14 protein-coding genes, 1 tRNA gene and 8 pseudogenes are annotated in these 22,876 nt (G+C 66.3%); 13 read left to right on the top strand and 10 right to left on the bottom strand.

The features are described from left to right. The first annotated feature begins 118 nt into the window (after positions 1-118). Positions 119-921 (top strand): annotated as a pseudogene (gene tatC / locus H0I39_RS06020) (twin-arginine translocase subunit TatC). A gap of 272 nt (positions 922-1,193) precedes the next feature. Here the strand turns inward: tatC and H0I39_RS06015 are convergent. Both H0I39_RS06015 and H0I39_RS06010 read right to left on the bottom strand, forming a co-directional pair. After that, positions 1,194-2,348 (bottom strand): S1C family serine protease, encoded by a 1,155-nt coding sequence (locus tag H0I39_RS06015; RefSeq protein ID WP_180549906.1) that lies wholly within the window; start codon positions 2,346-2,348, stop codon positions 1,194-1,196. Positions 2,349-2,619: 271 nt separating this feature from the next. Further along, entirely contained in the window at positions 2,620-3,963 is a 1,344-nt protein-coding gene (locus H0I39_RS06010) for a ferredoxin reductase family protein (RefSeq protein WP_180549905.1), read from the bottom strand. A 138-nt stretch (positions 3,964-4,101) separates the two neighbouring features. Between H0I39_RS06010 and H0I39_RS06005 the strand changes: the two genes are divergently transcribed. Further along, entirely contained in the window at positions 4,102-4,875 is a 774-nt protein-coding gene (locus H0I39_RS06005) for a Nif3-like dinuclear metal center hexameric protein (protein WP_257645647.1), read from the top strand. 192 nt (positions 4,876-5,067) lie between these two features. Further along, positions 5,068-6,146, top strand: a pseudogene (gene pdxA / locus H0I39_RS06000) (4-hydroxythreonine-4-phosphate dehydrogenase PdxA). Between the two features lie 18 nt (positions 6,147-6,164). Here the strand turns inward: pdxA and mscL are convergent. Then, the gene (mscL, locus tag H0I39_RS05995) at positions 6,165-6,518 is read right to left on the bottom strand and encodes a large conductance mechanosensitive channel protein MscL (RefSeq protein WP_308645783.1); all 354 of its coding nucleotides are present in this window, start codon (positions 6,516-6,518) and stop codon (positions 6,165-6,167) included. Positions 6,519-6,727: 209 nt separating this feature from the next. Here mscL and petA point away from each other — a divergent pair. The 6 genes and pseudogenes from petA (at position 6,728) to H0I39_RS05965 (ending at position 10,981) form a co-directional block, all read left to right on the top strand. Then, a pseudogene (gene petA / locus H0I39_RS05990) lies at positions 6,728-7,347 on the top strand (ubiquinol-cytochrome c reductase iron-sulfur subunit). A gap of 9 nt (positions 7,348-7,356) precedes the next feature. Continuing rightward, positions 7,357-8,825, top strand: a pseudogene (locus H0I39_RS05985) (cytochrome b). Between the two features lie 20 nt (positions 8,826-8,845). Next, positions 8,846-9,613, top strand: a complete 768-nt coding sequence (locus H0I39_RS05980) for a cytochrome c1 (protein ID WP_180549903.1) — start codon at positions 8,846-8,848, stop codon at positions 9,611-9,613. 102 nt (positions 9,614-9,715) lie between these two features. Beyond that, entirely contained in the window at positions 9,716-10,327 is a 612-nt protein-coding gene (locus H0I39_RS05975; protein ID WP_180549902.1) for a glutathione S-transferase N-terminal domain-containing protein, read from the top strand. A gap of 12 nt (positions 10,328-10,339) precedes the next feature. Then, a complete protein-coding gene (locus H0I39_RS05970; RefSeq protein ID WP_180551701.1) occupies positions 10,340-10,864 on the top strand; it encodes a ClpXP protease specificity-enhancing factor in 525 nt (174 codons plus the stop codon). Between the two features lie 41 nt (positions 10,865-10,905). Then, positions 10,906-10,981, top strand: a tRNA-Thr gene (locus H0I39_RS05965). An 87-nt stretch (positions 10,982-11,068) separates the two neighbouring features. Here H0I39_RS05965 and H0I39_RS05960 read toward each other — a convergent pair. After that, complete coding sequence (locus tag H0I39_RS05960) at positions 11,069-11,353, bottom strand: hypothetical protein (protein ID WP_307776780.1); 285 nt, start codon at positions 11,351-11,353, stop codon at positions 11,069-11,071. Positions 11,354-11,537: 184 nt separating this feature from the next. On the opposite strand from H0I39_RS05960, the pseudogene secA reads away from it, so the two are divergent. The 4 genes and pseudogenes from secA (at position 11,538) to H0I39_RS05940 (ending at position 17,195) form a co-directional block, all read left to right on the top strand. Further along, positions 11,538-14,325, top strand: a pseudogene (gene secA, locus H0I39_RS05955) (preprotein translocase subunit SecA). 115 nt (positions 14,326-14,440) lie between these two features. Continuing rightward, a complete protein-coding gene (gene argJ, locus H0I39_RS05950) occupies positions 14,441-15,670 on the top strand; it encodes a bifunctional glutamate N-acetyltransferase/amino-acid acetyltransferase ArgJ (RefSeq protein WP_180549901.1) in 1,230 nt (409 codons plus the stop codon). A 170-nt stretch (positions 15,671-15,840) separates the two neighbouring features. After that, a pseudogene (locus H0I39_RS05945) lies at positions 15,841-16,706 on the top strand (ATP-binding protein). Between the two features lie 10 nt (positions 16,707-16,716). Beyond that, positions 16,717-17,195: pseudogene (locus H0I39_RS05940) on the top strand (NUDIX domain-containing protein). 90 nt (positions 17,196-17,285) lie between these two features. Here H0I39_RS05940 and H0I39_RS05935 read toward each other — a convergent pair. The 6 genes and pseudogenes from H0I39_RS05935 to pilB form a co-directional block, all read right to left on the bottom strand. Then, the gene (locus H0I39_RS05935; RefSeq protein WP_180549899.1) at positions 17,286-17,510 is read right to left on the bottom strand and encodes a DNA gyrase inhibitor YacG; all 225 of its coding nucleotides are present in this window, start codon (positions 17,508-17,510) and stop codon (positions 17,286-17,288) included. Further along, positions 17,507-18,262, bottom strand: coding sequence for a cell division protein ZapD (gene zapD / locus H0I39_RS05930; protein ID WP_180549898.1), 756 nt, complete (start codon positions 18,260-18,262; stop codon positions 17,507-17,509). The genes H0I39_RS05935 and zapD overlap by 4 nt, the downstream gene beginning before the upstream one ends. Before the next feature lie 28 nt (positions 18,263-18,290). Then, the gene (gene coaE, locus H0I39_RS05925) at positions 18,291-18,905 is read right to left on the bottom strand and encodes a dephospho-CoA kinase (RefSeq protein ID WP_180549897.1); all 615 of its coding nucleotides are present in this window, start codon (positions 18,903-18,905) and stop codon (positions 18,291-18,293) included. A 12-nt stretch (positions 18,906-18,917) separates the two neighbouring features. After that, the gene (locus H0I39_RS05920; RefSeq protein WP_180549896.1) at positions 18,918-19,760 is read right to left on the bottom strand and encodes a prepilin peptidase; all 843 of its coding nucleotides are present in this window, start codon (positions 19,758-19,760) and stop codon (positions 18,918-18,920) included. After that, positions 19,760-20,983 carry a type II secretion system F family protein gene (locus tag H0I39_RS05915; RefSeq protein WP_180549895.1) on the bottom strand — a complete coding sequence of 408 codons (1,224 nt, stop codon included), beginning with the start codon at positions 20,981-20,983 and terminating at the stop codon, positions 19,760-19,762. The genes H0I39_RS05920 and H0I39_RS05915 overlap by 1 nt, the downstream gene beginning before the upstream one ends. 38 nt (positions 20,984-21,021) lie before the next feature. Next, positions 21,022-22,758: pseudogene (gene pilB, locus H0I39_RS05910) on the bottom strand (type IV-A pilus assembly ATPase PilB). Positions 22,759-22,876: the final 118 nt, after the last annotated feature.

The raw sequence follows: 22,876 nt of genomic DNA, 5'->3' as shown, positions 1-22,876 counted from the left end.
GCCCGCGGCCTTCGGTGACGGCACCTCGGGCTCGGGCAGCGCAAGTCATTCCGTCATCGAGGCCGCGCCAAAGGCCAAGTCATCTTGTCATCGCCACACAGGCGACAATCGCTGTTCCATGACCGATCCCAAGCCCAAGACCGACCCCGAAGACGAACTGGCCGGCACCGAGCAGCCCTTCGTCACGCACCTCATGGAGCTGCGCGATCGGCTGATCCGCTCCGTCGTGGCCATCGGCGTGGTGGCGGTGGTGCTGGCGATCTACCCGGGCGCGAACTCGCTGTACGACCTGCTGGCCGCGCCGCTGGTGGCGCACCTGCCCAAGGGGCGACGGTGATCGCCACCTCGGTCATCTCGCCCTTCATGGTGCCGATCAAGGTGCTGCTGATGGCCGCCTTCCTGATCGCGCTGCCGGTGGTGCTGTACCAGGTGTGGGCCTTCGTGGCGCCGGGGCTGTATTCGCACGAGAAGAAGCTGGTGCTGCCGCTGGTGGTGTCCAGCACCATCCTGTTCTTCGTCGGCGTGGCGTTCAGCTATTACTTCGTGTTCGGCACGGTGTTCTCGACCATCCAGAAGTTCGCGCCGCAAAGCGTGACGGCGGCGCCGGACATCGAGGCCTATCTCAGCTTCGTGCTGACCATGTTCCTGGCCTTCGGCATGGCGTTCGAGGTGCCGATCGCCGTGGTGGTGCTGGCGCGCCTGGGCGTGGTGAGCATCGAGCAGCTCAAGAGCTTCCGCGGCTACTTCATCGTGCTGGCCTTCGTCATCGCCGCCATCGTCACGCCGCCCGACGTGGTGTCGCAGCTGGCGCTGGCCATTCCCATGTGCCTCTTGTACGAGGTCGGCATCTGGGCGGCGCGGCTGTTCATCAAGCACACCAAGCGGCCCGAGGACGAGGCCGAACCGGCCGCCAAGACCTGAGCGCCGGCAGCGCGGGCGTTTCAGCGCCCGGATGAAAATATAAGGGAGTATGTGCCTCTAGCGCCCTGTTGACGGGCGCTGGCGGCCGGCATGGTGGGGGTATATGTGCCCTCTGTGCCCTCTGCGCGGGCCGAGCGCCTCATGCCGTGTCGCGGTTCAAGCGATGACCAATGACCGCGGCTGGCGCCGCATGACAAACGGCAAATGTCTTCTTTGTCATTGAAGCGCAGCGAAGTCATTGGTCATTCGTCATCCTTGAAAGCAAGTACGTATCAGCGCGGCATGCGCTGCCCGCGCTGCGGCTGCGGGCGCTGCGCCGGCGTCACGCTGACCTGCACCGTGTCGCCGCGCCGCTGCAGCGTGAAGGGCGCGGGCTGGCCGGGCGTGAGCGCGGCGATGCGCGTCAGCAGCTCCGACACCGTGCGCACCGGCTGGCCGTCCACCTGCGTGATCACGTCGCCGGGGCGCATGCCGGCGGCGGCGGCCGGGCCGGTGTTCAGCACGCCGGTCACGATCACGCCCTGCGCGGTCTGGATGCCGAAGGTCTGCGCCAGTTCGGGCGTCAGCTCGTTCGGCTCCACGCCGATCCAGCCGCGCACCACGCGGCCGTTCTTCACGATGCTTTCCATCACGTGCTTGGCGGTGCTGACGGGAATGGCGAAGCCGATGCCCATGCTGCCGCCCGAGCGCGAGTAGATGGCGGTGTTGATGCCCATCAGGTTGCCGTTGATGTCGGTCAGCGCGCCGCCCGAGTTGCCGGGGTTGATGGCGGCGTCGGTCTGGATGAAGTTCTCGAAGGTGTTGATGCCCAGCTGGTTGCGCCCCAGCGCGCTGACGATGCCGCTGGTCACCGTCTGGCCGACACCGAAGGGGTTGCCGATGGCCAGCACCTGGTCGCCCACCTGCAGCGCGTCGGAATTGCCCAGCGTCATCACCGGCAGCTTGTCGAGCGTGAGCTTGAGCACCGCCAGGTCGCTCTCGGGGTCGGTGCCGATCACCTGCGCGGTGGTGCGGCGCGCGTCCTGCAGCACCACCTCGATGGCGTCGGCGCCCTCGACCACGTGGTTGTTGGTCAGCACGTAGCCGTCGGGGCTGACGATGACGCCCGAGCCCAGGCCGGTCTGCTGTTGCTGCATGTCGCTGCGGTCGCCGAAGAAGAAGCGGAACCACGGGTCGTTGGCCAGCGGGTGGCTGGCGCTGGTGTTGATGCTGACCACCGCCGGCGCGGCCTTGCGCACGGCGCCGCTCAGGCTGCCGGGCGCGGTCTGCGGGGCAGGGGCGGGCGCCTCCAGGATCGAGATGGTGCCGGTGCTGCCGGGCACCGGGCCACCGCGCTGCAGCCACTCGGGTTTCAGTGTGCCGACCACGAAGTAGGCGGCCAGCAGCACGGTGACGGCTTGGGCAAAGACGAGCCAGAGGCGTTTCATGGGGATCCAGAAGTCGGGCGGCGCGGCGCTTTCGGGGGCGAAGGCGCTCTGCGCGCGCAGGGCCGAAATTGTAGGCCGCGGGGCGCGACTTCAAGCCGTGCGGCACCCGCGCGCGGCGTGAGGGTATCGGTGTGTTGTGGGAGCGGGCTGGCCCGCGATGGGCGCCTGCGTTATGGCGAGGCCGTCATCGCGGGCCAGCCCGCTCCCACAGAGGGAGGAGGGCGTTGGGTGGCCACGCGCTCCGGGCGCAAGGGACTGGCGCGGCCGTCGTTCACCGCATCTGGAACAGCTCCTGGTGGAAGGCATCGTCCGGCAAGCCCTGCGCGGTCAGGTCGGCACGCAGCGCCTGGCCAAAGCCTGCGGGGCCGCAGAACCACACGCTGGCGTTCTTCCAGCCGGGCACCATCTGGCGCAGGCGTTCGCCTGTCAGGCGCTCGTCCTGGCCGTCGACCAACAGGTGCAGGCGCACGCCGGCGGCCCGGGCGTTGGCTTGCAGCTTCTGCAGCGCAGCGGGGTCGATGGCGGCGGTGGGGTGGAACAGGTCGACCACCGTCGGGCCGCGCGCGCCGGCCTGCGCCAGGTGCTTCATGCGGGCGATGAAGGGCGTGATGCCGATGCCGGCGCCGATCCAGATCTGCTGCGGCGCATCGCCTTCGAAGGTGAAGTGGCCGTAGGGGCCTTCGATCTTCACGCGGTCGCCCACGCGCAGGCGCTCGTGCAGCGTGCCGGTGTGGTCGCCCAGCGCCTTGGTGACGAAGCTGATGCGCCGGTCCTGCGGGTTCCAGGCCGAGGCGATGGTGTAGGGGTGCGCGCCCTCCGACGCGCTGGAGGTGAGAAAGGCGAACTGCCCCGGCTGGTGGCCGGCCCAGCGCTCATCCAGCAGCAGCGTGGTCTCCAGCATGTGCAGGGCGGGAAAGCGCTCCAGCGACTCGATGGTGCCGTGCGCGGTGCGCCGCGCACCGATGCGGCCCAGCAGCACGATCACCGCCGACACCGTGCCCGCCACCAGCAGCACCGCCTGCACCGAGCCCACCGGCTGCGCCCAGTAGTCGATCTTGGTCAGCACAACGGTGTGGAACACCAGCACCAGGTAGGCCACGGCCAGCAGCTTGTGCGTCTTGGCGAAGAGGCGGTAGGGGAAGCGCTTGACGAGCGCCAGCACGATCAGCAGCACGGCGCCGTAGAAGGCCCATTCGCCCATCGTCTCGGCCGTGCCGCGCCAGCCGCGCAGCGCGGCTTCGATGGCGCCCAACTCCGCCGCGCCGCCGCCCGCACCGCGCGCCGGCTTGGTCAGCCAGCCCCAGCCGACGGCCCACTTGGTGCCCTTGGCCCACAGCCAGTGCACCGTGCCCACCACCAGCGCGCCGATGCCCAGCCACTTGTGCAGGCGGTACATCTTGTCCAGGCCGTCGAGGTGCCGCTCCAGCCACACCGGCCGCACGGCCAGCACCACGGCCAGCGACATCACGCCCATGGCGATGACGCCCGTGTACTGCACCCACACGGTGCGGAAGTCGAAGTAGCCGCGCTGCGCGGGCAGCAGCGTATCGGCCATCAGCCACAGGCCGGTGAGCAGGGCCAGAAAGCCCCAGAAAACCCAGGCGATGCGCTTCATGGCTTGACCTCCAATCTTGTTGTGTTGAGCAAGATTCAGCTTAAGCGGGCGGCCTGAAGTGCTTCTGAACTCTTGTGAAGCACGGGTAAACGGGTTTGATCTGCGTCAGGCAAAGGGCGATGGTCGACAATGCGCCGCATGTCTGCACCGCCCTCCATCGACCGCGCCGCCCTGCTGGCGGCCTGCAACGCCGAGCTGCAGCCGGCCCTGTTCAAGGACTACGGCCCCAACGGCCTGCAGGTGGAGGGCAAGCCGCACATCGGCAAGCTGGTGAGCGGTGTGACGGCCAGCCGCGCGCTGATCGACGCCGCCATCGACGCCGGGGCCGATGCCATCCTGGTGCACCACGGCCTGTTCTGGCGCGGGCAGGACGGCACGGTGACGGGCTGGATGAAAGAGCGCCTCAAGCGCCTGCTGGCGCACGACATCAACCTGCTGGCCTACCACCTGCCGCTGGACGCGCACCCCACGCTCGGCAACAACGCGCAGTTGGGCCAGCGGCTGGGGCTGGTGGCCACCGGGCGCTTTGGCGAGCAGGAGCTGGGCTTCATCGGCCAGCGCGCCGACGGCGAAGCCTTTGCCGATGCCGACGTGCTGGCCTGGCAGCTGGAGCATGTGCTGAACCGGCCTGTGACGCAGGTGGGGCAAGCGCCGGATGCTATTGAAATAATAGCTTGGTGCAGCGGCGGCGCGCAGGGTTATTTCGAATCCGCCATCGCCGCCGGGGCGCAGGCCTTCATCACCGGCGAAATCTCCGAGCCGCAGGTGCACCTGGCGCGCGAATGCGGCGTGGTCTTCTACGCCTGCGGCCACCACGCCACCGAGCGCTACGGCGCGCCGGCCTTCGCGGCGCACGTGGCGGCGCAGCTGGGCATCGCGCACCAGTTCATTGAGATCGACAACCCGGCGTGAGCGGCGGAGGGCCGGCGCGCGGGGCTCGACGGGGCGGCACAGGTGCTTAAACAGGCGATAGCGGTTTGACGCCATTCATGAGTATGAAAATATGAGCTGCTTGCGCCCGCTAATCAAGCGCCAAAAGCATTTTTAATTAATCAAAAAATCTTGGAAGTCCCCCTCCTTCCTGCACCTTCTTCGTCTTCACCCATGACCCTTCCTCTCGCCATCACCATGGGCGATGCGGCCGGCATCGGCCCCGAAATCATCGCCAAGGCCTTTCGCGACGCGCCCGAGGCGCTGCGCGGCTGCTTCGTCGCTGGCGATGTGGCCACGCTGCGCCGCGCCGCCGCCATCGTGCAGGGCGCGGGCGTGCCGCTGCCGGTGGCGCTGATCGAGCGCCCCGCCGATGCGCTGGCCGTGCCGCCGCGCTGCGTGCCGGTGCTGCAGGTGGTCGAGCCGCCGGCCGTGCCGGTGCCGCTGGGGCGCATCAGCGCCGTGGCCGGCCGCATGGCGGGCGATGCCGTGGACTGGGCCGCGCGCGCGCGCTGCGCGGCGACATCGCGGGCCTGGTCACCGCGCCGCTGCACAAGGAGGCGCTGTCGGCCGCCGGCGCCCCGTATGCGCGCTACCCCGGCCACACCGAGCTGCTACAGGCTGTCGCCGCTGAACACCTGGGCAAACCCGTGGCCGAGCTGCCGGTGCGCATGATGCTGGCCAACGGCGAACTGCGCACCGTGCTGGTGAGCATTCACCTGTCTTTGCGCGATGCTATCGAAAAGGTAACAGTGGGCAACATCCTGCAGACGTTGCGCATCGCGCACACTTCTGTTGGGGCGGCGCTACAGCGGCAGCCCCGCATCGCGGTGGCCGGGCTCAACCCGCATGCGGGCGAAGGCGGGTTGTTCGGGCGCGAGGAGATCGAGGCGATCGCCCCCGCCATCGCCCAGGCGCGCGCCGAAGGCATCGACGCCCAAGGCCCCTTCGCGCCCGACACCGTGTTCATGCGCGCGCGCGGCTTCGCCGAGTTCGACGTGGTGGTGGCGATGTACCACGACCAGGGGCTGATCCCGGTGAAGTACCTCGGCGTGGAGCAGGGCGTGAACGTCACGCTGGGCCTGCCCCTCGTGCGCACCAGCCCCGACCACGGCACCGCCTTCGACCTCGCCGGCAGCGGCCGCGCCGACGCGGCCAGCCTGCTGGCGGCGGTGCGCATGGCACGCCGCATGGCGCAAACAAAACGCCCGTCGCGCAGGGCGAACGGGCGTCTTGAGCTACGGTTTGTGTAGCGTTTTCGCTTGATCTGATCAGCGCTTCAGGCTGTCGCGGATTTCGCGCAGCAGCTGCACCTCTTCCGGCGGCGCCTCGGGGGCGGGGGCCGGCTCTTCGCGCTTCAGGCGGTTGATCTGCTTGACCATCATGAAGATGATGAAGGCCAGCAGGATGAAGTTCACCAGGATGGTGATGAAGTTGCCGTAGGCGAACACGGCGCCGGCCTTCTTGGCCTCTTCCAGCGCCAGGCCGCTGGCCTGGCCCGCCAGCGGGATGTAGTAGCTGGAGAAGTCCAGCCCGCCGAACAGCCGGCCGACGATCGGCATGATCAGGTCGCCCACGATCGAGTCGACGATCTTGCCGAAGGCGCCGCCGATGATCACGCCCACGGCCAGATCAATGGCGTTGCCCTTGACGGCAAATTCCTGAACTCTTGCATCATTCCCATGTTGTTTCCCTCAGCGGGTTGTTGAAGACGGCGCCAGTATTGCGACCGCTTGATGGTTGTCAATCCCGTGCGCTCGGCCCGCCGGGGGCGATGTTGCGCTCCGCTACAATCCCCGTTGATCCGGACACAAGAAATCGCCAGAGGACAGCCATGAGTGACGCCCCCACAAGCAAATTCACCCCAGCGCCCATGGACAGCAGCAAGCGAACCTGGCTCATCGCCTCGAGTTGCGCTGGCGCTGCCGGTGCCGCGGCCTTGGCAACCCCTTCGTCGCCAGCTTCGCGCCCTCCGAGCGGGCCAAGGCGGCCGGTGCCGCCGTCGAGGTGGACATCGCCGCGGTGAAGCCCGGTGAGAAGATCACCGTCGAGTGGCGCGGCAAGCCGGTGTGGATCATGCGCCGCACGCCCGAGCAGCTCGAGACCCTCAAGCAGGTCGAGGGCGAACTGGCCGACCCCAATTCCGACCGCACCGCCTTCCCCACGCCCGAGTACGCCAAGAACCAGACCCGTTCCATCAAGCCCGAGGTGCTGGTGGCGATCGGCATCTGCACCCACCTGGGCTGCTCGCCCGGCGACAAGTTCACCCCCGGCGCGCAGCCCTCGCTGCCCGACAACTGGCCGGGTGGCTTCTTCTGCGCGTGCCACGGCTCCACCTTCGACCTGGCGGGCCGCGTGTTCAAGAACAAGCCGGCGCCCGACAACCTGGAGGTGCCGCCGCACATGTACCTGTCCGACAACAAGCTGTTGATCGGCGAAGACAAGAAGGCATAAGAGGCGGTCATGGCAGAGTTCAAGGAAATCTCCCCCAACGCGCCGCTGGGCGCCAAAGTGACCAACTGGTTCGAGAACCGGTTTCCGACCGCGTTTGCGGAATACCGCAAGCACATGTCGGAGTACTACGCGCCGAAGAACTTCAACTTCTGGTACTTCTTCGGCTCGCTGGCCATGCTGGTGCTGGTGATCCAGATCGTCACCGGCATCTTCCTGGTCATGCACTACAAGCCCGATGCCGGCCCGGTGGGTGGCATCCTGGGCGCGCCGCCCATCGCCTTCGCCTCGGTTGAATACATCATGCGCGAGGTGCCGGGTGGCTGGTTCATCCGCTACATGCACTCCACCGGCGCGTCGGCGTTCTTCGTGGTGGTCTACCTGCACATGTTCCGCGGGCTGCTGTACGGCTCGTATCGCAAGCCGCGCGAGTTGGTCTGGATCTTCGGCTGCGCCATCTTCCTGGCGCTGATGGCCGAGGCCTTCATGGGCTATCTGCTGCCTTGGGGCCAGATGTCCTACTGGGGCGCGCAGGTGATCGTGAACCTGTTCTCCGCCATTCCCTTCATCGGCCCCGACCTGGCGCTGCTGATCCGCGGTGACTACGTGGTGGGCGACGCGACACTGAACCGCTTCTTCAGCTTCCACGTCATCGCCGTGCCGCTGGTGCTGATCGGCCTGGTGGTGGCCCACCTGCTGGCGCTGCACGACGTGGGCTCGAACAACCCGGACGGCATCGAGATCAAGGCCGGCCCCAAGGGCAACCGCTGGTCGCCCGATGCACCGGCCGACGGCATCCCGTTCCATCCGTACTACACCATCCACGACATCATGGGCGTGGGCGTGTTTCTGATGATCTTCTTCGCCGTGGTGTTCTTCGCGCCGGAGATGGGTGGCTACTTCCTGAGTACAACAACTTCGTGCCGGCCGACCCGCTGGTCACGCCGCTGCACATTGCGCCGGTGTGGTACTTCACGCCCTTCTACTCGATGCTGCGCGCCACCACCGACGTGATGGTCAACGTGCTGGTCGCCATCATCGCCCTGGGTGTGGTGCTGGCCTTCCTGAAGTGCAAGTGCTCGATGGCGCTGAAAATCGGCATGGCCGTCGCCGGCCTGGTGGCCATCGCGCTGCTGAAGACCTTCGACGCCAAGTTCTGGGGCGTGGTGGTGATGGGTGGTGCCGTCGTCATCCTGTTCTTCCTGCCCTGGCTGGATCACAGCCCGGCGCGCTCCATCCGCTACCGCCCGAACTGGCACAAGTGGGTCTACGCCGTGTTCGTGATCTGGTTCCTGATCCTGACGGTGCTGGGCATCATGGTGCCGGGTCCGCTGCATCCGGCGCTGCCGTGGCTCACCAACGAACTGGTTGCCATGATCGGTACGCTGTTCTACTTCGGCTTCTTCCTGCTGATGCCCTGGTGGAGCCAACTGGGTACGCCCAAGCCTGTGCCCGACCGCGTCACCTTCAAGCCGCACTGAAGACCGCTGGAGATAACAACATGAACGTCTGGAAGAAACTGGCCCTTGGCGCTGCGCTGGCGCTCGGCCTGATCACGGGTGCCCAAGCCGCGGCCGGTGGCGCCGCCTGGGACAAGGCGCCTGGCAAGGTGAACGACCAGGGCTCGCTGCAGAACGGCGCGAAGATCTTCGTCAACTACTGCCTCAACTGCCACTCCGCCACCTTCATGCGCTACAACCGCCTGAGGGACATCGGCCTGACTGATCAGCAGATTCAGGACAATCTGCTGTTCACGTCCGAGAAGGTCGGCGACATGATGAAGTCGGCCATCAACCCGGCCCAAGCCAAGGCCTGGTTCGGCGTCAACCCGCCCGACCTGACGCTGATCGCCCGCTCGCGTGCCGGTGCCGGCGGCTCGGGCGCGGACTACATCTACACGCTGTTCCGCACCTACTACCGCGATCCGATCAAGCCCACGGGCTGGGACAACCTCACCTTCCCCAACATCGCCATGCCGCACCCGCTGTGGGAACTGCAGGGCGAGCGCAAGCCCATCTTCGAGGTCAGCCAGCAGCATGGCCATGAAGTCCAGCATTTCACCGGCCGCTGGGAGCAGGTGACACCCGGCACCATGAGCCAGCAGGAGTACGACAAGACGGTGGGCGATCTGGTCAACTTCCTGCAGTGGATGGGCGAGCCGGCGCAGAACAAGCGGGTGTCCATCGGCGTCTGGGTTCTGCTGTTCCTGCTGTTCTTCACTTTCCTGGCGTGGCGCCTCAACGCGGCGTACTGGAAAGACGTCAAGTAATCTTCGCTTTCAAGTTGCCCCCGGCGCCTGGCCGGGGCGGTGGAGTGGGGCGGTGCCGGCCAGGCGCCGCCCCACTCCTTCGGTTTTAAGGAGCCTCCTCACATGATGGTGCTGTATTCCGGTACGACCTGCCCTTTCTCTCACCGTTGCCGCTTCGTGCTGTTCGAGAAAGGCATGGACTTCGAGATCCGCGATGTCGATCTCTACAACAAGCCCGAAGACATCGGCGTGATGAACCCCTACGGACAGGTGCCGATCCTGGTCGAGCGCGACCTGATCCTGTACGAGTCGAACATCATCAACGAGTACATCGACGAGCGCTTCCCGCACCCCCAGCTGATGCCGGGCGACCCGGTCGACCGCGCGCGCGTGCGCCTGTTCCTGCTCAACTTCGAGAAGGAACTGTTCTCGCACGTGTCCACGCTGGAGAACCGTGCCACCAAGAGCAACGAGAAGGCCCTGGAAAAGGCGCGCGCCAACATCCGCGACCGCCTGACGCAGATGGCGCCCGTGTTCCTCAAGAACAAGTTCATCCTGGGCGACAACTTCTCCATGCTGGACGTGGCCCTGGCGCCGCTGCTGTGGCGCCTGGACTACTACGGCATCGACCTGTCGAAGAACGCCGCGCCGCTGTTGAAGTACGCCGAGCGCATCTTCTCGCGCCCCGCCTACATCGAGGCGCTGACGCCGTCCGAGAAGGTGATGCGCAAGTAAGGCGTGGGCATGATGAATGCGCTTGAATCCGCCTCCACCCGTCCGTACCTGATCCGGGCCCTGTACGAGTGGTGCACCGACCATGCGCTCACGCCGTACATCGCCGTGCTGGCCGACGACACGGTGCAGGTGCCGCGCGAGTACGTGCAGAACGGCGAGATCGTGCTCAACATCAGTTTCGACGCCACCAGCGGCCTGAAGCTGGGCAACGAGTTCGTCGAGTTCAAGGCGCGCTTCGGCGGTGTCCCGCGCGAGATCATCGTGCCCATGGACCGTGTCATCGCCATCTATGCGCGCGAGAACGGCCAGGGCATGGCGTTTCCCGTGCCTGTGCCGACAGTCTCCGACGATGGCGTGGAGCCAGCCGTTGATGCGCAGCAGGCGGGCGCCCCGGCTGCAACCGAGGACGCGGTCCCACGCGGTGGCATCCAGCTGGTGCCCAGCACGGAAGCGGCAGACGAGGACGGGTCATCCAGCGACGATCCGCCGCCATCCCCGCCCGCGCGCAAGCGCCCGGCGCTCAAGCGCGTCAAATGACAAGATCATCGGCAGGAGGTGGCTAGAATCCGCGTGTTTTCGCCGGCTTAGCTCAGTTGGTAGAGCACCCGCCTTGTAAGCGGTAGGTCGTCAGTTCGAATCCGACAGCCGGCACCATCAAAGCATTGCTTCAACCCGCGCCACCGCAAGGTGGCGCGGGTTTCTTTCACGGGGTGCTGCGCAGCACTTTCACCCGGATGGCGTTCACCGGGTGGCCTGCGCCGTCAAGGGCTGCAAGCAGTGCTGGCGCCAACTGGCGCAGCTTGGCGGCCGCCGCGTTGTGGGGGCGAGCAGCGTCCAGCCATCCGCATCGGGTGCGCCTGCCTGCACCAGCGTGCGCAGGGCGGGCGGCAGCAAGGGGCGGACGATGGCGAGTCGCGCGGCCGACTCGGCTGCCAGCTCGCTGAGCCGCGCCAGGGTGGGGGCCTGGGCCACGGCCTGTTGCAGCGTCAGGGCAGTGCGGGTCGAGGAAGTCACGGTGCGGGACATGGTTTGATGGCGTGGATTATCGGCCGGCACGGGCCAGTTAAAATGCCCAGTTGCCCCGCGGATTGTGGGTGCTGCGGTTCGCAGGCGCTTGCATGCGGGCCAGGCGCCCCCACTTCGCGTCACTTTTGAACTTTTCGGATCACCGTCCGGTGCGCACGCAAGGCGTCGCGGTGACCGCTCACGCATGGCCACCTCCAACTTACTCACCAAGATTTTCGGCAGCCGCAATGATCGTCTGCTCAAGCAATACCGCAAGGTTGCGGCCAGCATCAATGCGCTGGAGCCGGCGCTGGAAAAGCTGAGCGACGACGAGCTGCGGGCCAAGACCCAGGAGTTCAAGGGCCGGCTGGCCAACGGCGAGAGTCTGGACAAGTTGCTACCCGAGGCCTTTGCCGTGGTGCGTGAGGGCTCCAAGCGCGTGATGAAGATGCGCCACTTCGACGTGCAGCTGATGGGTGGCATGGCGCTGCACGAAGGCAAGATCGCCGAAATGCGCACCGGCGAGGGCAAGACGCTGACGGCCACGCTGCCGGTGTACCTGAACGCGCTGACGGGCAAGGGCGTGCACGTGGTGACGGTGAACGACTACCTGGCCAACCGCGACGCGCAGTGGATGGGCCGGCTGTACAACTTCCTGGGCCTCAGCGTCGGCGTGAACCTGCCGCAGATGCCGCGCGAGGACAAGCAGGCCGCCTATCAGTCCGACATCACCTACGGTACGAACAACGAGTTCGGCTTCGACTACCTGCGCGACAACATGGTCTACGAGACCCAGGACCGCGTGCAGCGCAAGCTCAACTATGCGATCGTCGACGAGGTGGACTCGATCCTGATCGACGAGGCGCGCACGCCGCTCATCATCAGCGGCCAGGCCGAGGACCACACGGCGCTGTACCTGGCCATCAACCAGGTGGTGCCGCAGCTGACTCGGCAGGAGGGCGAGGCCGACCCGCGCACCGGCCTGGGCGTGATGAAGCCGGGCGACTTCACCGCCGACGAGAAGTCGCACCAGATCTACCTGACCGAGCAGGGTCACGAAACGGCCGAGCGCATCCTGGCCCAGCAGGGCCTGATCCCCGTGGGCACCAGCCTGTACGACCCGGCCAACATCTCGCTGATGCACCATCTGAATGCCGCCCTGCGCGCGCACCACATGTACCACCGCGACCAGCATTACGTGGTGCAGCAGACCGACAGCGGCCCCGAGATCGTCATCGTGGACGAGTTCACCGGCCGCCTGATGAGCGGCCGCCGCTGGAGCGATGGCCTGCACCAGGCGGTGGAAGCCAAGGAAGGCGTGCCGATCCAGGCCGAGAACCAGACCCTGGCCTCGATCACCTTCCAGAACTACTTCCGCCTCTACAACAAGCTGGCCGGCATGACCGGCACGGCCGACACCGAGGCCTACGAGTTCCAGGAAATCTACGGTCTGGAGACCGTGGTCATCCCGCCCAACAAGCCGAGCAAGCGCGACGACCAGCTGGACCGCGTCTACAAGACCACCAAGGAAAAGTACGACGCCGCGATCGCCGACATCCGCGAATGCTACGAGCGCGGCCAGCCGGTGCTGGTGGGCACCACCTCGATCGAGAACTCCGAGATCATCGCCGAGCTGCTGACCAAGGAGAAGCTGCCGCACCAGGTGCTGAACGCCAAGCAGCACGCGCGCGAGGCCGACATCGTGGCGCAGGCCGGGCGGCCGAAGATGATCACCATCGCCACCAACATGGCGGGCCGTGGCACCGACATCGTGCTGGGCGGCAACGTCGAGAAGGCGGTCGAGGCGCTGGAGGCCGACGAATCGCTGGACGACACCACGCGCCGGGCACGCATCGACGCGCTGCGGGCGCAATGGCAGAAGGACCACGAGGCGGTCAAGGCGCTGGGCGGCCTGCGCATCATCGCCACCGAGCGGCATGAAAGCCGCCGCATCGACAACCAGCTGCGTGGCCGCTCGGGCCGCCAGGGCGATCCGGGTTCGTCGCGCTTCTACCTGAGCTGGACGACGCGCTGATGCGCATCTTCGCCGGCGACCGCGTGCGCGCCATCATGGACAAGCTGAAGATGCCCGAGGGCGAGGCCATCGAGGCCGGCATCGTCACCCGCAGCATCGAGAGCGCGCAGCGCAAGGTCGAGGCGCGCAACTTCGACATCCGCAAGCAGCTGCTGGAGTACGACGACGTGTCGAACGACCAGCGCAAGGTGATCTACCAGCAGCGCAACGAGATCCTCGACGCCGAAGACTTGGCCGGCCAGATCGCCGGGCTGCGCGAGAGCTGCTTCACCGACCTGGTGCGCCAGTACGTGCCGGCCGAGTCGGTCGAGGAGCAGTGGGATATTCCGACGCTGCAGAAAGTGCTGGCCGACGAGTGGCAGATCGAGCTGCCGCTGCAGCAGGAAGTCGAGGCCTCCAGCGCCATCGGCGACGACGACATCGTCGAGAAGGTGGTGAACGCTGCCAACGAGGCCTACGCGGCCAAGCTGGCCCTGGTCGGCCCCGAGAACTTCCGCCCCTTCGAGCGCGCCGTGCTGCTGCAGGCCATCGACACGCACTGGCGCGAGCACCTGTCGGCGCTCGACTACCTGCGCCAGGGCATCCACCTGCGCGGCTATGCGCAGAAGCAGCCCAAGCAGGAATACAAGCGCGAGGCGTTCGAGCTGTTCGGCCAGCTGCTGGACGTGGTGAAGAACGAGGTCACCCGCACGCTGATGAACGTGCGCATCGAATCGGGGAACAGATCGAGCAGGCGGCCGAAGACCTGGAGCAGCGCGGCGAGCAGTTCAGCAACGTGACCTACACCGCGCCCACCGAGACCGGCGAGGCCGAAACGCTGCCCGAATCGCAGGCACGCGCGGGTGCCGCGCTGGCCGGCGCGGCAGCGGCTGGCGCCGTGCCGCGCGTGGGCCGCAACGACCCCTGCCCCTGCGGCAGCGGCAAGAAGTACAAGCACTGCCATGGGGCGCTGAGCTGAGGTAGTCGTTTCATTGCCACTCGGATTGCTATATTAAATATAGCTTTCGGCGCTTGCCCATCAAGCGCCAGAGCCCAAAATCGCTTGAAATCCAAACCGTCCTGAGGATCCCGCCATGCCCGTGAACCTGACCGCTCCCGTCGCCTCCAGCCTGCACCCCGTGGCGGGCGTGCGCATCGGCGTGGCCGAGGCGGGCGTGCGCAAGGCCAACCGCAAGGACCTGACGGTGTTCCTGCTGGATGAAGGTGCCAGCGTGGGCGGCGTGTTCACCAGCAACCGCTTCTGCGCCGCGCCGGTGCAGATCTGCCGCGAGCGGCTGGACGCGGGCGCCGCCGTGCGCGCCATCGTCGTCAACACCGGCAACGCCAACGCCGGCACGGGCGAGGACGGCCTGGCGCGTGCGCGCCAGACCTGCGAGGCGCTGGCCGCGCAGCTCGGGCTCCAGCCCGATCAGGTGCTGCCGTTCTCCACCGGCGTCATCATGGAGCCGCTGCCGGTCGACCGCATCGTCGCCGGCCTGCCCGCGGCCATTACCGACGCGCAGCCCGCCCACTGGGCGCGCGCTGCCGAAGGCATCATGACCACCGACACCGTGCCCAAGGCGGCCAGCGCCAAGGCCATGGTGGGCGGTGTTGAAGTGACGATCACCGGCATCAGCAAAGGCGCCGGCATGATCCGCCCCAACATGGCGACCATGCTGGGCTTTCTGGCCACCGACGCGAAGGTCGACCAGGCGGTGATGAAGCAACTGGCGTTCGAACTGGCCGAGGGCTCGTTCAACCGCGTCACCATCGATGGCGACACGTCGACCAACGATTCCTTCATCGTCATCGCCACGAACAAGGCAGCCAACGCGCCTGTCACGGCGCTGGATTCGGCCGACGGCCAGGCGCTGAAAGAAGCCCTGATGGGCGTCGCACGACAGCTCGCGCAGGCCATCGTGCGCGACGGCGAGGGCGCCACCAAGTTCATCACCGTGCAGGTCGAAGGTGGCAAGACGGCCGCCGAATGCCGCCAGGTGGCCTACGCCATCGCGCACTCGCCGCTGGTCAAGACGGCGTTCTTCGCCAGCGACCCCAACCTGGGCCGCATCCTGGCGGCCGTGGGCTATGCGGGCATCGACGACCTGGATCAGACCAGGATCGACCTGTACCTGGACGACGTGCACGTGGCCGTGAACGGCGGGCGCAATCCCAGCTACCGCGAGGAAGACGGCCAGCGCGTGATGAAGCAGGCCGAGATCACGGTGCGCGTGAACCTGGGCCGCGGCAGCGCCAGCGACACGGTGTGGACGTGCGACCTGAGCCACGATTACGTCAGCATCAACGCGGATTACAGGTCGTGACATCCTCCTGAGCGCCTGACGGCGCCTCCCTTTCTGCTGCGCGAAGGGGGACGACGGGAGCGAGCGCGCTTGGCTTATTCGCGGCGTTTGCTGGCATGGCCTGCTCCGCAGCGTCTTTGCTTTTGAATTGATAGCTGCTTGCGCTTATGCAGTAAGCGCCGGTGACCAAAATGAACGATAACCTTGTCCGTCTGATCGAAAAAGCCGAGCGCCTGATGGAGCGCATCGAGGCGGTGTTGCCGAAGCCCCTGAGCGAGCCTGACTGGTCGCAGTCCGTGGCCTGGCGCTACCGCAAGCGCGCCAGCGGCCACGGCGCGCTGGAGCCGGTGCGCCACGTGGGCAGCATCGCGCTGGCCGACCTGAAGGAGATCGACGGGCAGAAAGACAAGATCGAGCGCAACACGCGCCAGTTCGTCGAGGGCAAGCCGGCCAACAACGTGCTGCTGACGGGCGCGCGCGGCACCGGCAAGTCTTCGCTCATCAAGGCCTGCCTGAACGCCTACGCGCCGCAGGGCTGCGCCTGATCGAGGTGGACAAGACCGACCTCACCGACCTGCCCGACATCGTCGAGGTGGTGGCTGGCCGGCCGGAGAAGTTCATCGTCTACTGCGACGACCTGAGCTTCGAGGATGGCGAGCCGGGCTACAAGGCGCTGAAGAGCATCCTGGACGGCAGCGTGGCCGCCAGCACGCCCAACGTGCTGGTCTACGCCACCAGCAACCGACGCCACCTGCTGCCCGAGTACATGAAGGACAACCTCAGCTACACGCACACCGACGATGGCGAGGTGCACCCGGGCGAGGTGATCGAGGAGAAAATTTCGCTGTCCGAGCGCTTCGGCCTGTGGGTCAGCTTCTACCCCTTCAGCCAGGACGAGTACCTGGCCATCGTGGCGCAGTGGCTGTCGTCGCTGGGCGCCAGCGCGGCGCAGATCGAGGCGGCCAAGCCCGAGGCGCTGGTGTGGGCGCTGGAGCGCGGTTCGCGATCGGGCCGCGTGGCCTACCAGTTCGCGCGCGATTTCGTCGGCCGGGCCTGAGCCGCGCGGCATGGCCGACATCCTGAAAGCCGACGCGCACCTGGCGCGCGACGTGCCGGGCGAGCGGCCCATCGTCGATGTGGCCGTGGGCGTGCTGCTGCAGGCCGACGGGCGCTTTCTGCTGACCTCGCGGCCGGCGGGCAAGGTGTACGCCGGCTACTGGGAGTTTCCGGGCGGCAAGCTGGAGGCGGGCGAGAGTGTGGAGCAGGCGCTGGCGCGCGAACTGCACGAAGAGCTGGGCCTGGACATCGACCCTGCTGACGTGCAGCGCTGGCGCGAGCAGTTGGTGGACTACCCGCATGCGCTGGTGCGGCTGCATTTCTGCAAGCTGTTCGACTGGCGCGGCGAATTGCAGATGCGCGAGGGCCAGGCCTTTGTGTGGGACACCTTGCCGGTGCAGGCCGCGCCGGTGTTGCCGGGGCGCTGCCGGTGCTCGAATGGCTGCAGGCGGAGCGCGGCGTGGCTCCAGGCGGACTTCAAGAAATATAGCTTGTTGCGCCCGTCACATAAGGATTTCAGCATTAATTCGATCTGAAATCCTTATGTGACGGGCGCAAGCAGCTCTTTTTCAATAGTGTTTCATTGCAGCGGCGGCTGGTTCGCTTCGTCGGCGCCGTCGTGCTCCTGCACTTCCACCCGAAAGCTTTCGCTGGCCCAGGCGCCGAGGTCGTGCAGCTTGCAGCGCTCGCTGCAGAAGGGGCGGTAGCGGTTTTCCGGCGCATACACGCTGGGGCCGCCGCAGGCCGGGCAGCGCACGGTGCGTGGCTGGGCGGCAGGGGGTGGGGAGGTGGGGTTGTCGCTCATGCGCACAAGGCCAGTTCGAACGCGGCGTCTTCGCGCGCCACCTGCAGCTTGCCCTCGGCGTCCTGCCGCATCAGGCGCACCGAGGCCATCAGGCGGTTGCCGCTGGTCTCGGGGATGAGTTGCAGCGACTCGTCGATGCGCAGCCGCAGCAGCTGGAAGGTGCGGCCCTGGGGCAGCGTCTGCTGAAAATACCCGGCGCTGGCCATCACCTTCTGCGGCTTGCCGGAGTCGCGCAGAATATGCAGCAGCAGCGTGACGGCCTGCGCCATGGGCGCCAGCGAGGCCGCCCAGGTCTGCAGATCGGCGCGCCGTGCGGCCGACTGGCCCTGCTGCCAGGCGTGGTAGGCCGGCAGGTCGAACCCGCAGGTGCCACCTGGGATGACGGCGCGGCTGCGGATGCTCATCAGCCATTCGTTGTCGGTCAGCTCATGGCCGGGTTTGCCGTGCTGCTGGCTGAGCTGCTGGAAAGCGTCGTCCAGCTGCGCCAGAAAGGCGTCGAGCGACGCCTCGGAAATGGCCGGGTTGCCGCGGAACGCGCCCATGTGCGCTTTCTGCTTGTCGAGGTCCTTCAGCACCTCGGATTTCAGGTCGGCGCGGCTGGTGACGTCCATCACCTCGAAGATGGTGATCAGCGCGTAATGGTGGTCGAGCGCGCTGTCGCGTGGCAGAAGCTGGCCCAGACGGCCGAACAGGTGTTCGAGCCGAAGGTAGGTGCGGATGCGTTCGTTGAAGGGGTACTCGTACAGGATCACGCGAAGCGCCTTTTCAGGGACGCCGGCATCATAGCCCGAAGGTGGCGGCCGCCCGCTGCACTTGCTGGCGCAGGGTGTCGAGCGTGGTGTCGGCGCCGTTGAACAGCACGGTGTCGGCCGCCGCCAGGCGCTGCGCGCGCGGCGACTGGGCGGCCAGGATCTGCTCGACCTGCTCGCGCGGCAGCTGGTTGCGCGCCATCACGCGCTCGATCTGTGTGGCCGGGTCGCAGTCGACCACCCACACGCGATCCACCTTGCCGCGCCAGCGCGCGCCGGATTCGACCAGCAGCGGCACGTCGAACACCAGTATCGGGTGGCCGGCGGCCAGCGCCTGCTGTGCCTGGCGATCGGTTTCCTGCCCGACGAGAGGGTGGATGATGGCCTCCAGGCGCTGGCGGGCGCTGGCATCGCGGAAGACCAGTTGACGCATCGCTGCGCGATCGAGGGCACCGTCGGCGCCGATCAAGGTGGGGCCAAACACTTGTGCGATGGCCGGCAGGGCAGCGCCACCGGGCGCCGTGGTGGCGCGCGAGATGGCGTCGGCGTCGATGACTGCCGCACCGCGCTCGGCCAGCATGCCGGCCACCGTGCTCTTGCCGCTGCCGATGCCGCCGGTCAGCCCGATGAGCAGCGCGGATGTCACCCGAAGGACCTTCTAGAGCCCGATCACCCGCAAGATGGACTGCGGGCCGAAGATCATGGCGGTGAGGCCACCCATGGCGAGGAACGGGCCGAACGGCACCACACCGCCTTCGCGCAGCGAACTGGCCAGCTTCATGCCGATGCCCACCAGCGCGCCGATGACCGAGGCCATCAGGATGATGGGCACCAGCGCCTGCCAGCCGAACCAGGCGCCCAGCGCGGCGAACAGCTTGAAGTCGCCAAAGCCCATGCCCTCCTTGCCGGTGGCCAGCTTGAAGCCCCAGTAGACCAGCCACAGCGACATGTAGCCGCCGACAGCGCCCCAGACGGCATCGGGCAGACGCACGCCGGTGATGCCCAGGGCGGATGCGATCAGGCCCAGCCACAGCAGGGGCAGGGTGAGGTCATCGGGCAGCAGCGTGGTGTCCCAGTCGATCAGGGTCAGGGCCACCAGCACGGCGGAAAAAACGCACCAGGCGGCGGCCGTCCAGGTCCAGCCCCAGCGCCACACGCACCAGGCGAACAGCAGGCCGGTGACCAGTTCGACCATCGGGTAGCGCAGGCTGATGGGCGTGCCGCAGGCCGAGCATTTGCCGAGCAGGAACACATAGCTGAGCACCGGGATGTTCTCGAGCCAGCGGATCTGGTGGCCGCACTTCTGGCAGCGCGAGCGCGGCACGACGAGGTTGAAGCGCTCCTGCGGTGCAGGTGTTTGCCCCGTCATCTCGGCGCATTCGGCCGCCCACTGGCGCTCCATCATCTTGGGCAGACGGTAGATCACCACATTCAGAAAGCTGCCGATGAGCAGCCCGAACAGGCCGCCCAGGGCGGCCTGCAGCCAGATCCCCTCGGGCATCAGACCACCTGGCCCAGCTTGAAGATCGGCAGGTACATCGACACCACGATGCCACCGATGACGGTGCCCAGCACCACGATGATGATCGGCTCCATCAGGCTGGACAGCCCGGCCACCATCTCGTCGACTTCTGCCTCGTAGAAATCAGCCGCCTTGCCCAGCATGTGGTCCAGCGCGCCTGATTCCTCGCCGATCGCCGTCATCTGCAGCACCATGCTGGGGAAGATGTTGGCGTTGGTCATGGCCGCCGTCAGGCTGGTACCCGTGGAGACTTCCTGCTGGATCTTGTCGGTGGCCAGTTTGTAGAGCGAGTTGCCAGAGGCGCCGCCGACGGAGTCGAGCGATTCCACCAACGGGACACCGGCAGCGAACATGGTGGAGAGGGTGCGTGTCCAGCGCGCCACGACGGATTTCTCGATCAGCTCACCGAAGATCGGGATCTTGAGCAGCAGACGATCCATGAACATCTGCATTTTCTCGTTGCGCTTCCAGGCCTGGAAAAAGAAGTAGGTGCCGAAGAACAGCCCGCCGAAGATCAGCCACCACCACTGCACGAAAAACTCGCTCATCGCGATCACGAACATGGTCGGTGCCGGCAGGTCGGCGCCGAACGAGGAGAAGACTTCCTTGAACGCCGGGATCACGAAGATCATGATGACTGCCACCACCACGAACGCGACCACGATCACGGCGATCGGGTACATGAGTGCCGACTTGATCTTGGACTTGATGGCCTCCGTCTTCTCCATGTACGTGGCCAGACGGTCGAGCAGGCTTTCCAGGATACCGGCGGCTTCACCTGCTTCCACCAGGTTGCAGTACAGGTTGTTGAAGTAGAGCGGATATTTGCGGAACGCTGCGGACAAGGACGTGCCGGTCTCGATGTCGGCGCGGATGTCGTTCAGCAGCTTGGTCACGCTCGGGTTGGGGTTGCCGCGAGCCACGATGTCGAACGATTGCAGCAGAGGCACGCCGGCCTTCATCATGGTGGCCAGCTGGCGTGTGAAGATGGCGATGTCTTTCGGCTTGATCTTCTTGCCGGCGCGCATCCGGCGCTTCTTGATCTTGGTGACGAAGATGCCCTGACGGCGCAGCGTGGCCTGGACCTGGTTTTCACCGCTGGCACGCGTATCGCCGCGAACGATCTTGCCGTTGCGGTCCTTGCCTTCCCATTCGTAGACGAATTCCTTGACGCTCTTGGCGCCAGCGACTCGAGTTGCCATGGCTTGTTCTTTCCAGTCCTAGTGACGAGGTGCGCGCGTCACTCGTTGGTGACGGCCAGCACTTCTTCCAGTGAGGTCACGCCGATCCTGACCTTGTGCAGGCCCGATTGCCGCAGCGATCGCACACCCTCGCTTCGCGCCTGTTGGGCAATCTCCAGCGCGCTGCCGTCCGCCAAGATGATGCGTTGCAGTTCTTCGCTGATCGGCATCACCTCGTAGATGCCGACGCGCCCTTTGTAACCGTTGTTGCACGCGCTGCAGCCGACAGGCTTGTATGGAGTCCAGCTGCCATCCAGTTCGAGTTCGTCGAACCCTGCCTCGATGAGCGTTTCGCGGGGATGTCGACTGGCGCCTTGCACTGCGCGCACAGACGGCGCGCCAGGCGCTGCGCCGTGATCAGGATCACACTCGACGCGATGTTGAAGGGGCAATGCCCATGTTCCGCATCCGCGTCAGCGTGGTGGGCGCGTCGTTGGTGTGCAGCGTGGAAAGCACCAGGTGACCGGTTTGAGCGGCCTTGATGGCGATGTCGGCGGTTTCCAGGTCGCGGATCTCACCCACCATGATGATGTCCGGGTCCTGGCGCAGGAAGGCTTTCAGCGCCACGGCAAACGTGAGGCCGGCTTTCTCGTTGACGTTGACCTGGTTGACGCCGGGCAAGTTGATTTCCGACGGGTCCTCTGCCGTGGCGATGTTGACGCCGGGCTTGTTCAGCAGGTTCAGGCAGGTGTAGAGCGATACCGTCTTGCCGGAGCCGGTTGGGCCGGTCACGAGGATCATGCCGTAGGGGCGTTCGATGGCCTTGAGCAAGCGCTCTTTCTCGATCGGCTCGTAACCCAGGGCATCGATGCCGAGCTTGGCACTGCTGGGATCAAGGATGCGGATCACGATCTTCTCGCCGAACAGCGTGGGCAGGGTGCTGACCCGGAAGTCGATCACGCGGTCGGGGCCGATCTTCAGCTTCATGCGGCCGTCCTGCGGCACGCGCTTTTCGGAAATGTCGAGCCGCGACAGCACCTTGATGCGGGAAGCCAGCTTTTCCTTGATGGCCACCGGCGGCGACACGATCTCGCGCAACTCGCCGTCGATGCGGTACCGCACCCTGTAGTTGTGCTCGTAGGGCTCGAAGTGCAGGTCGGAGGCGCGCATGTTGAAGGCGTCGACCAGCATCTTGTGGAGAAACTTGACGACGGGAGCGTCTTCGACATCCGTCTGCGGCGCTTCGGTCTCTTCAGTCGGTGTATCACCGCCCAAGGACGCTTCGTCGAACTCGAAGTCGCCGCCGACGATGCTGTCCATCGCCTCGGTGGCGCTCTTGGTGTGGGCCTCGATGAGCCGGGTCAGCTTGTCGAACTCGCCGATCACCCACTCAACACCCATCTGGGTAGCGAACTTCACGCGTTCGGCCGCCTCATGATCCGAAGGATCGGCCGTGGCGACGATCAATCGTCCGCCGCGCTTGCTCAACGCGAGGATGCGGTAGCTGGCCGAAAGCTTGGGATCCAGCAGATCTTTCGGCAAGCGCTGGGCATCCAGCGCGTCCATGTCCAGCAGCGGCGCTGAGAACGCCTGCGACATGGTGTGGGCCAGTTCCGCTGCGGAAATGGCGCCGGTTTCCGTCAGTTCAGTGATGAAGTGGCGGTTGGCGGCTTTGGCCTTTCGAAAGACTTCGTCCGCCGTCTGCTGAGTGATCTTGCCAGCCATGACCAAGGCGCGGCCAACCCCGGCAGGGCGACGGGCAAGGTGTTCTTGGAAACTGGATCGGCAACGGCCATGGGACGAATGGTCAAACGGGCAGGACAAGCCGGTCGATCATCGCCGATCAGTGAAAAGATGTAAACGCCGGAGCGCTCCGAATGTGTGCATCAATCGACACATCGGGCGGGATGGCAG

Origin of the sequence: Ottowia beijingensis, from assembly GCF_013423955.1 — a bacterium.
GTDB lineage: Bacteria > Pseudomonadota > Gammaproteobacteria > Burkholderiales > Burkholderiaceae_C > Ottowia > Ottowia beijingensis.
The sequence above is the reverse complement of the archived record's forward strand: the minus strand, read 5'-3'. Positions and strand labels throughout refer to the sequence as shown.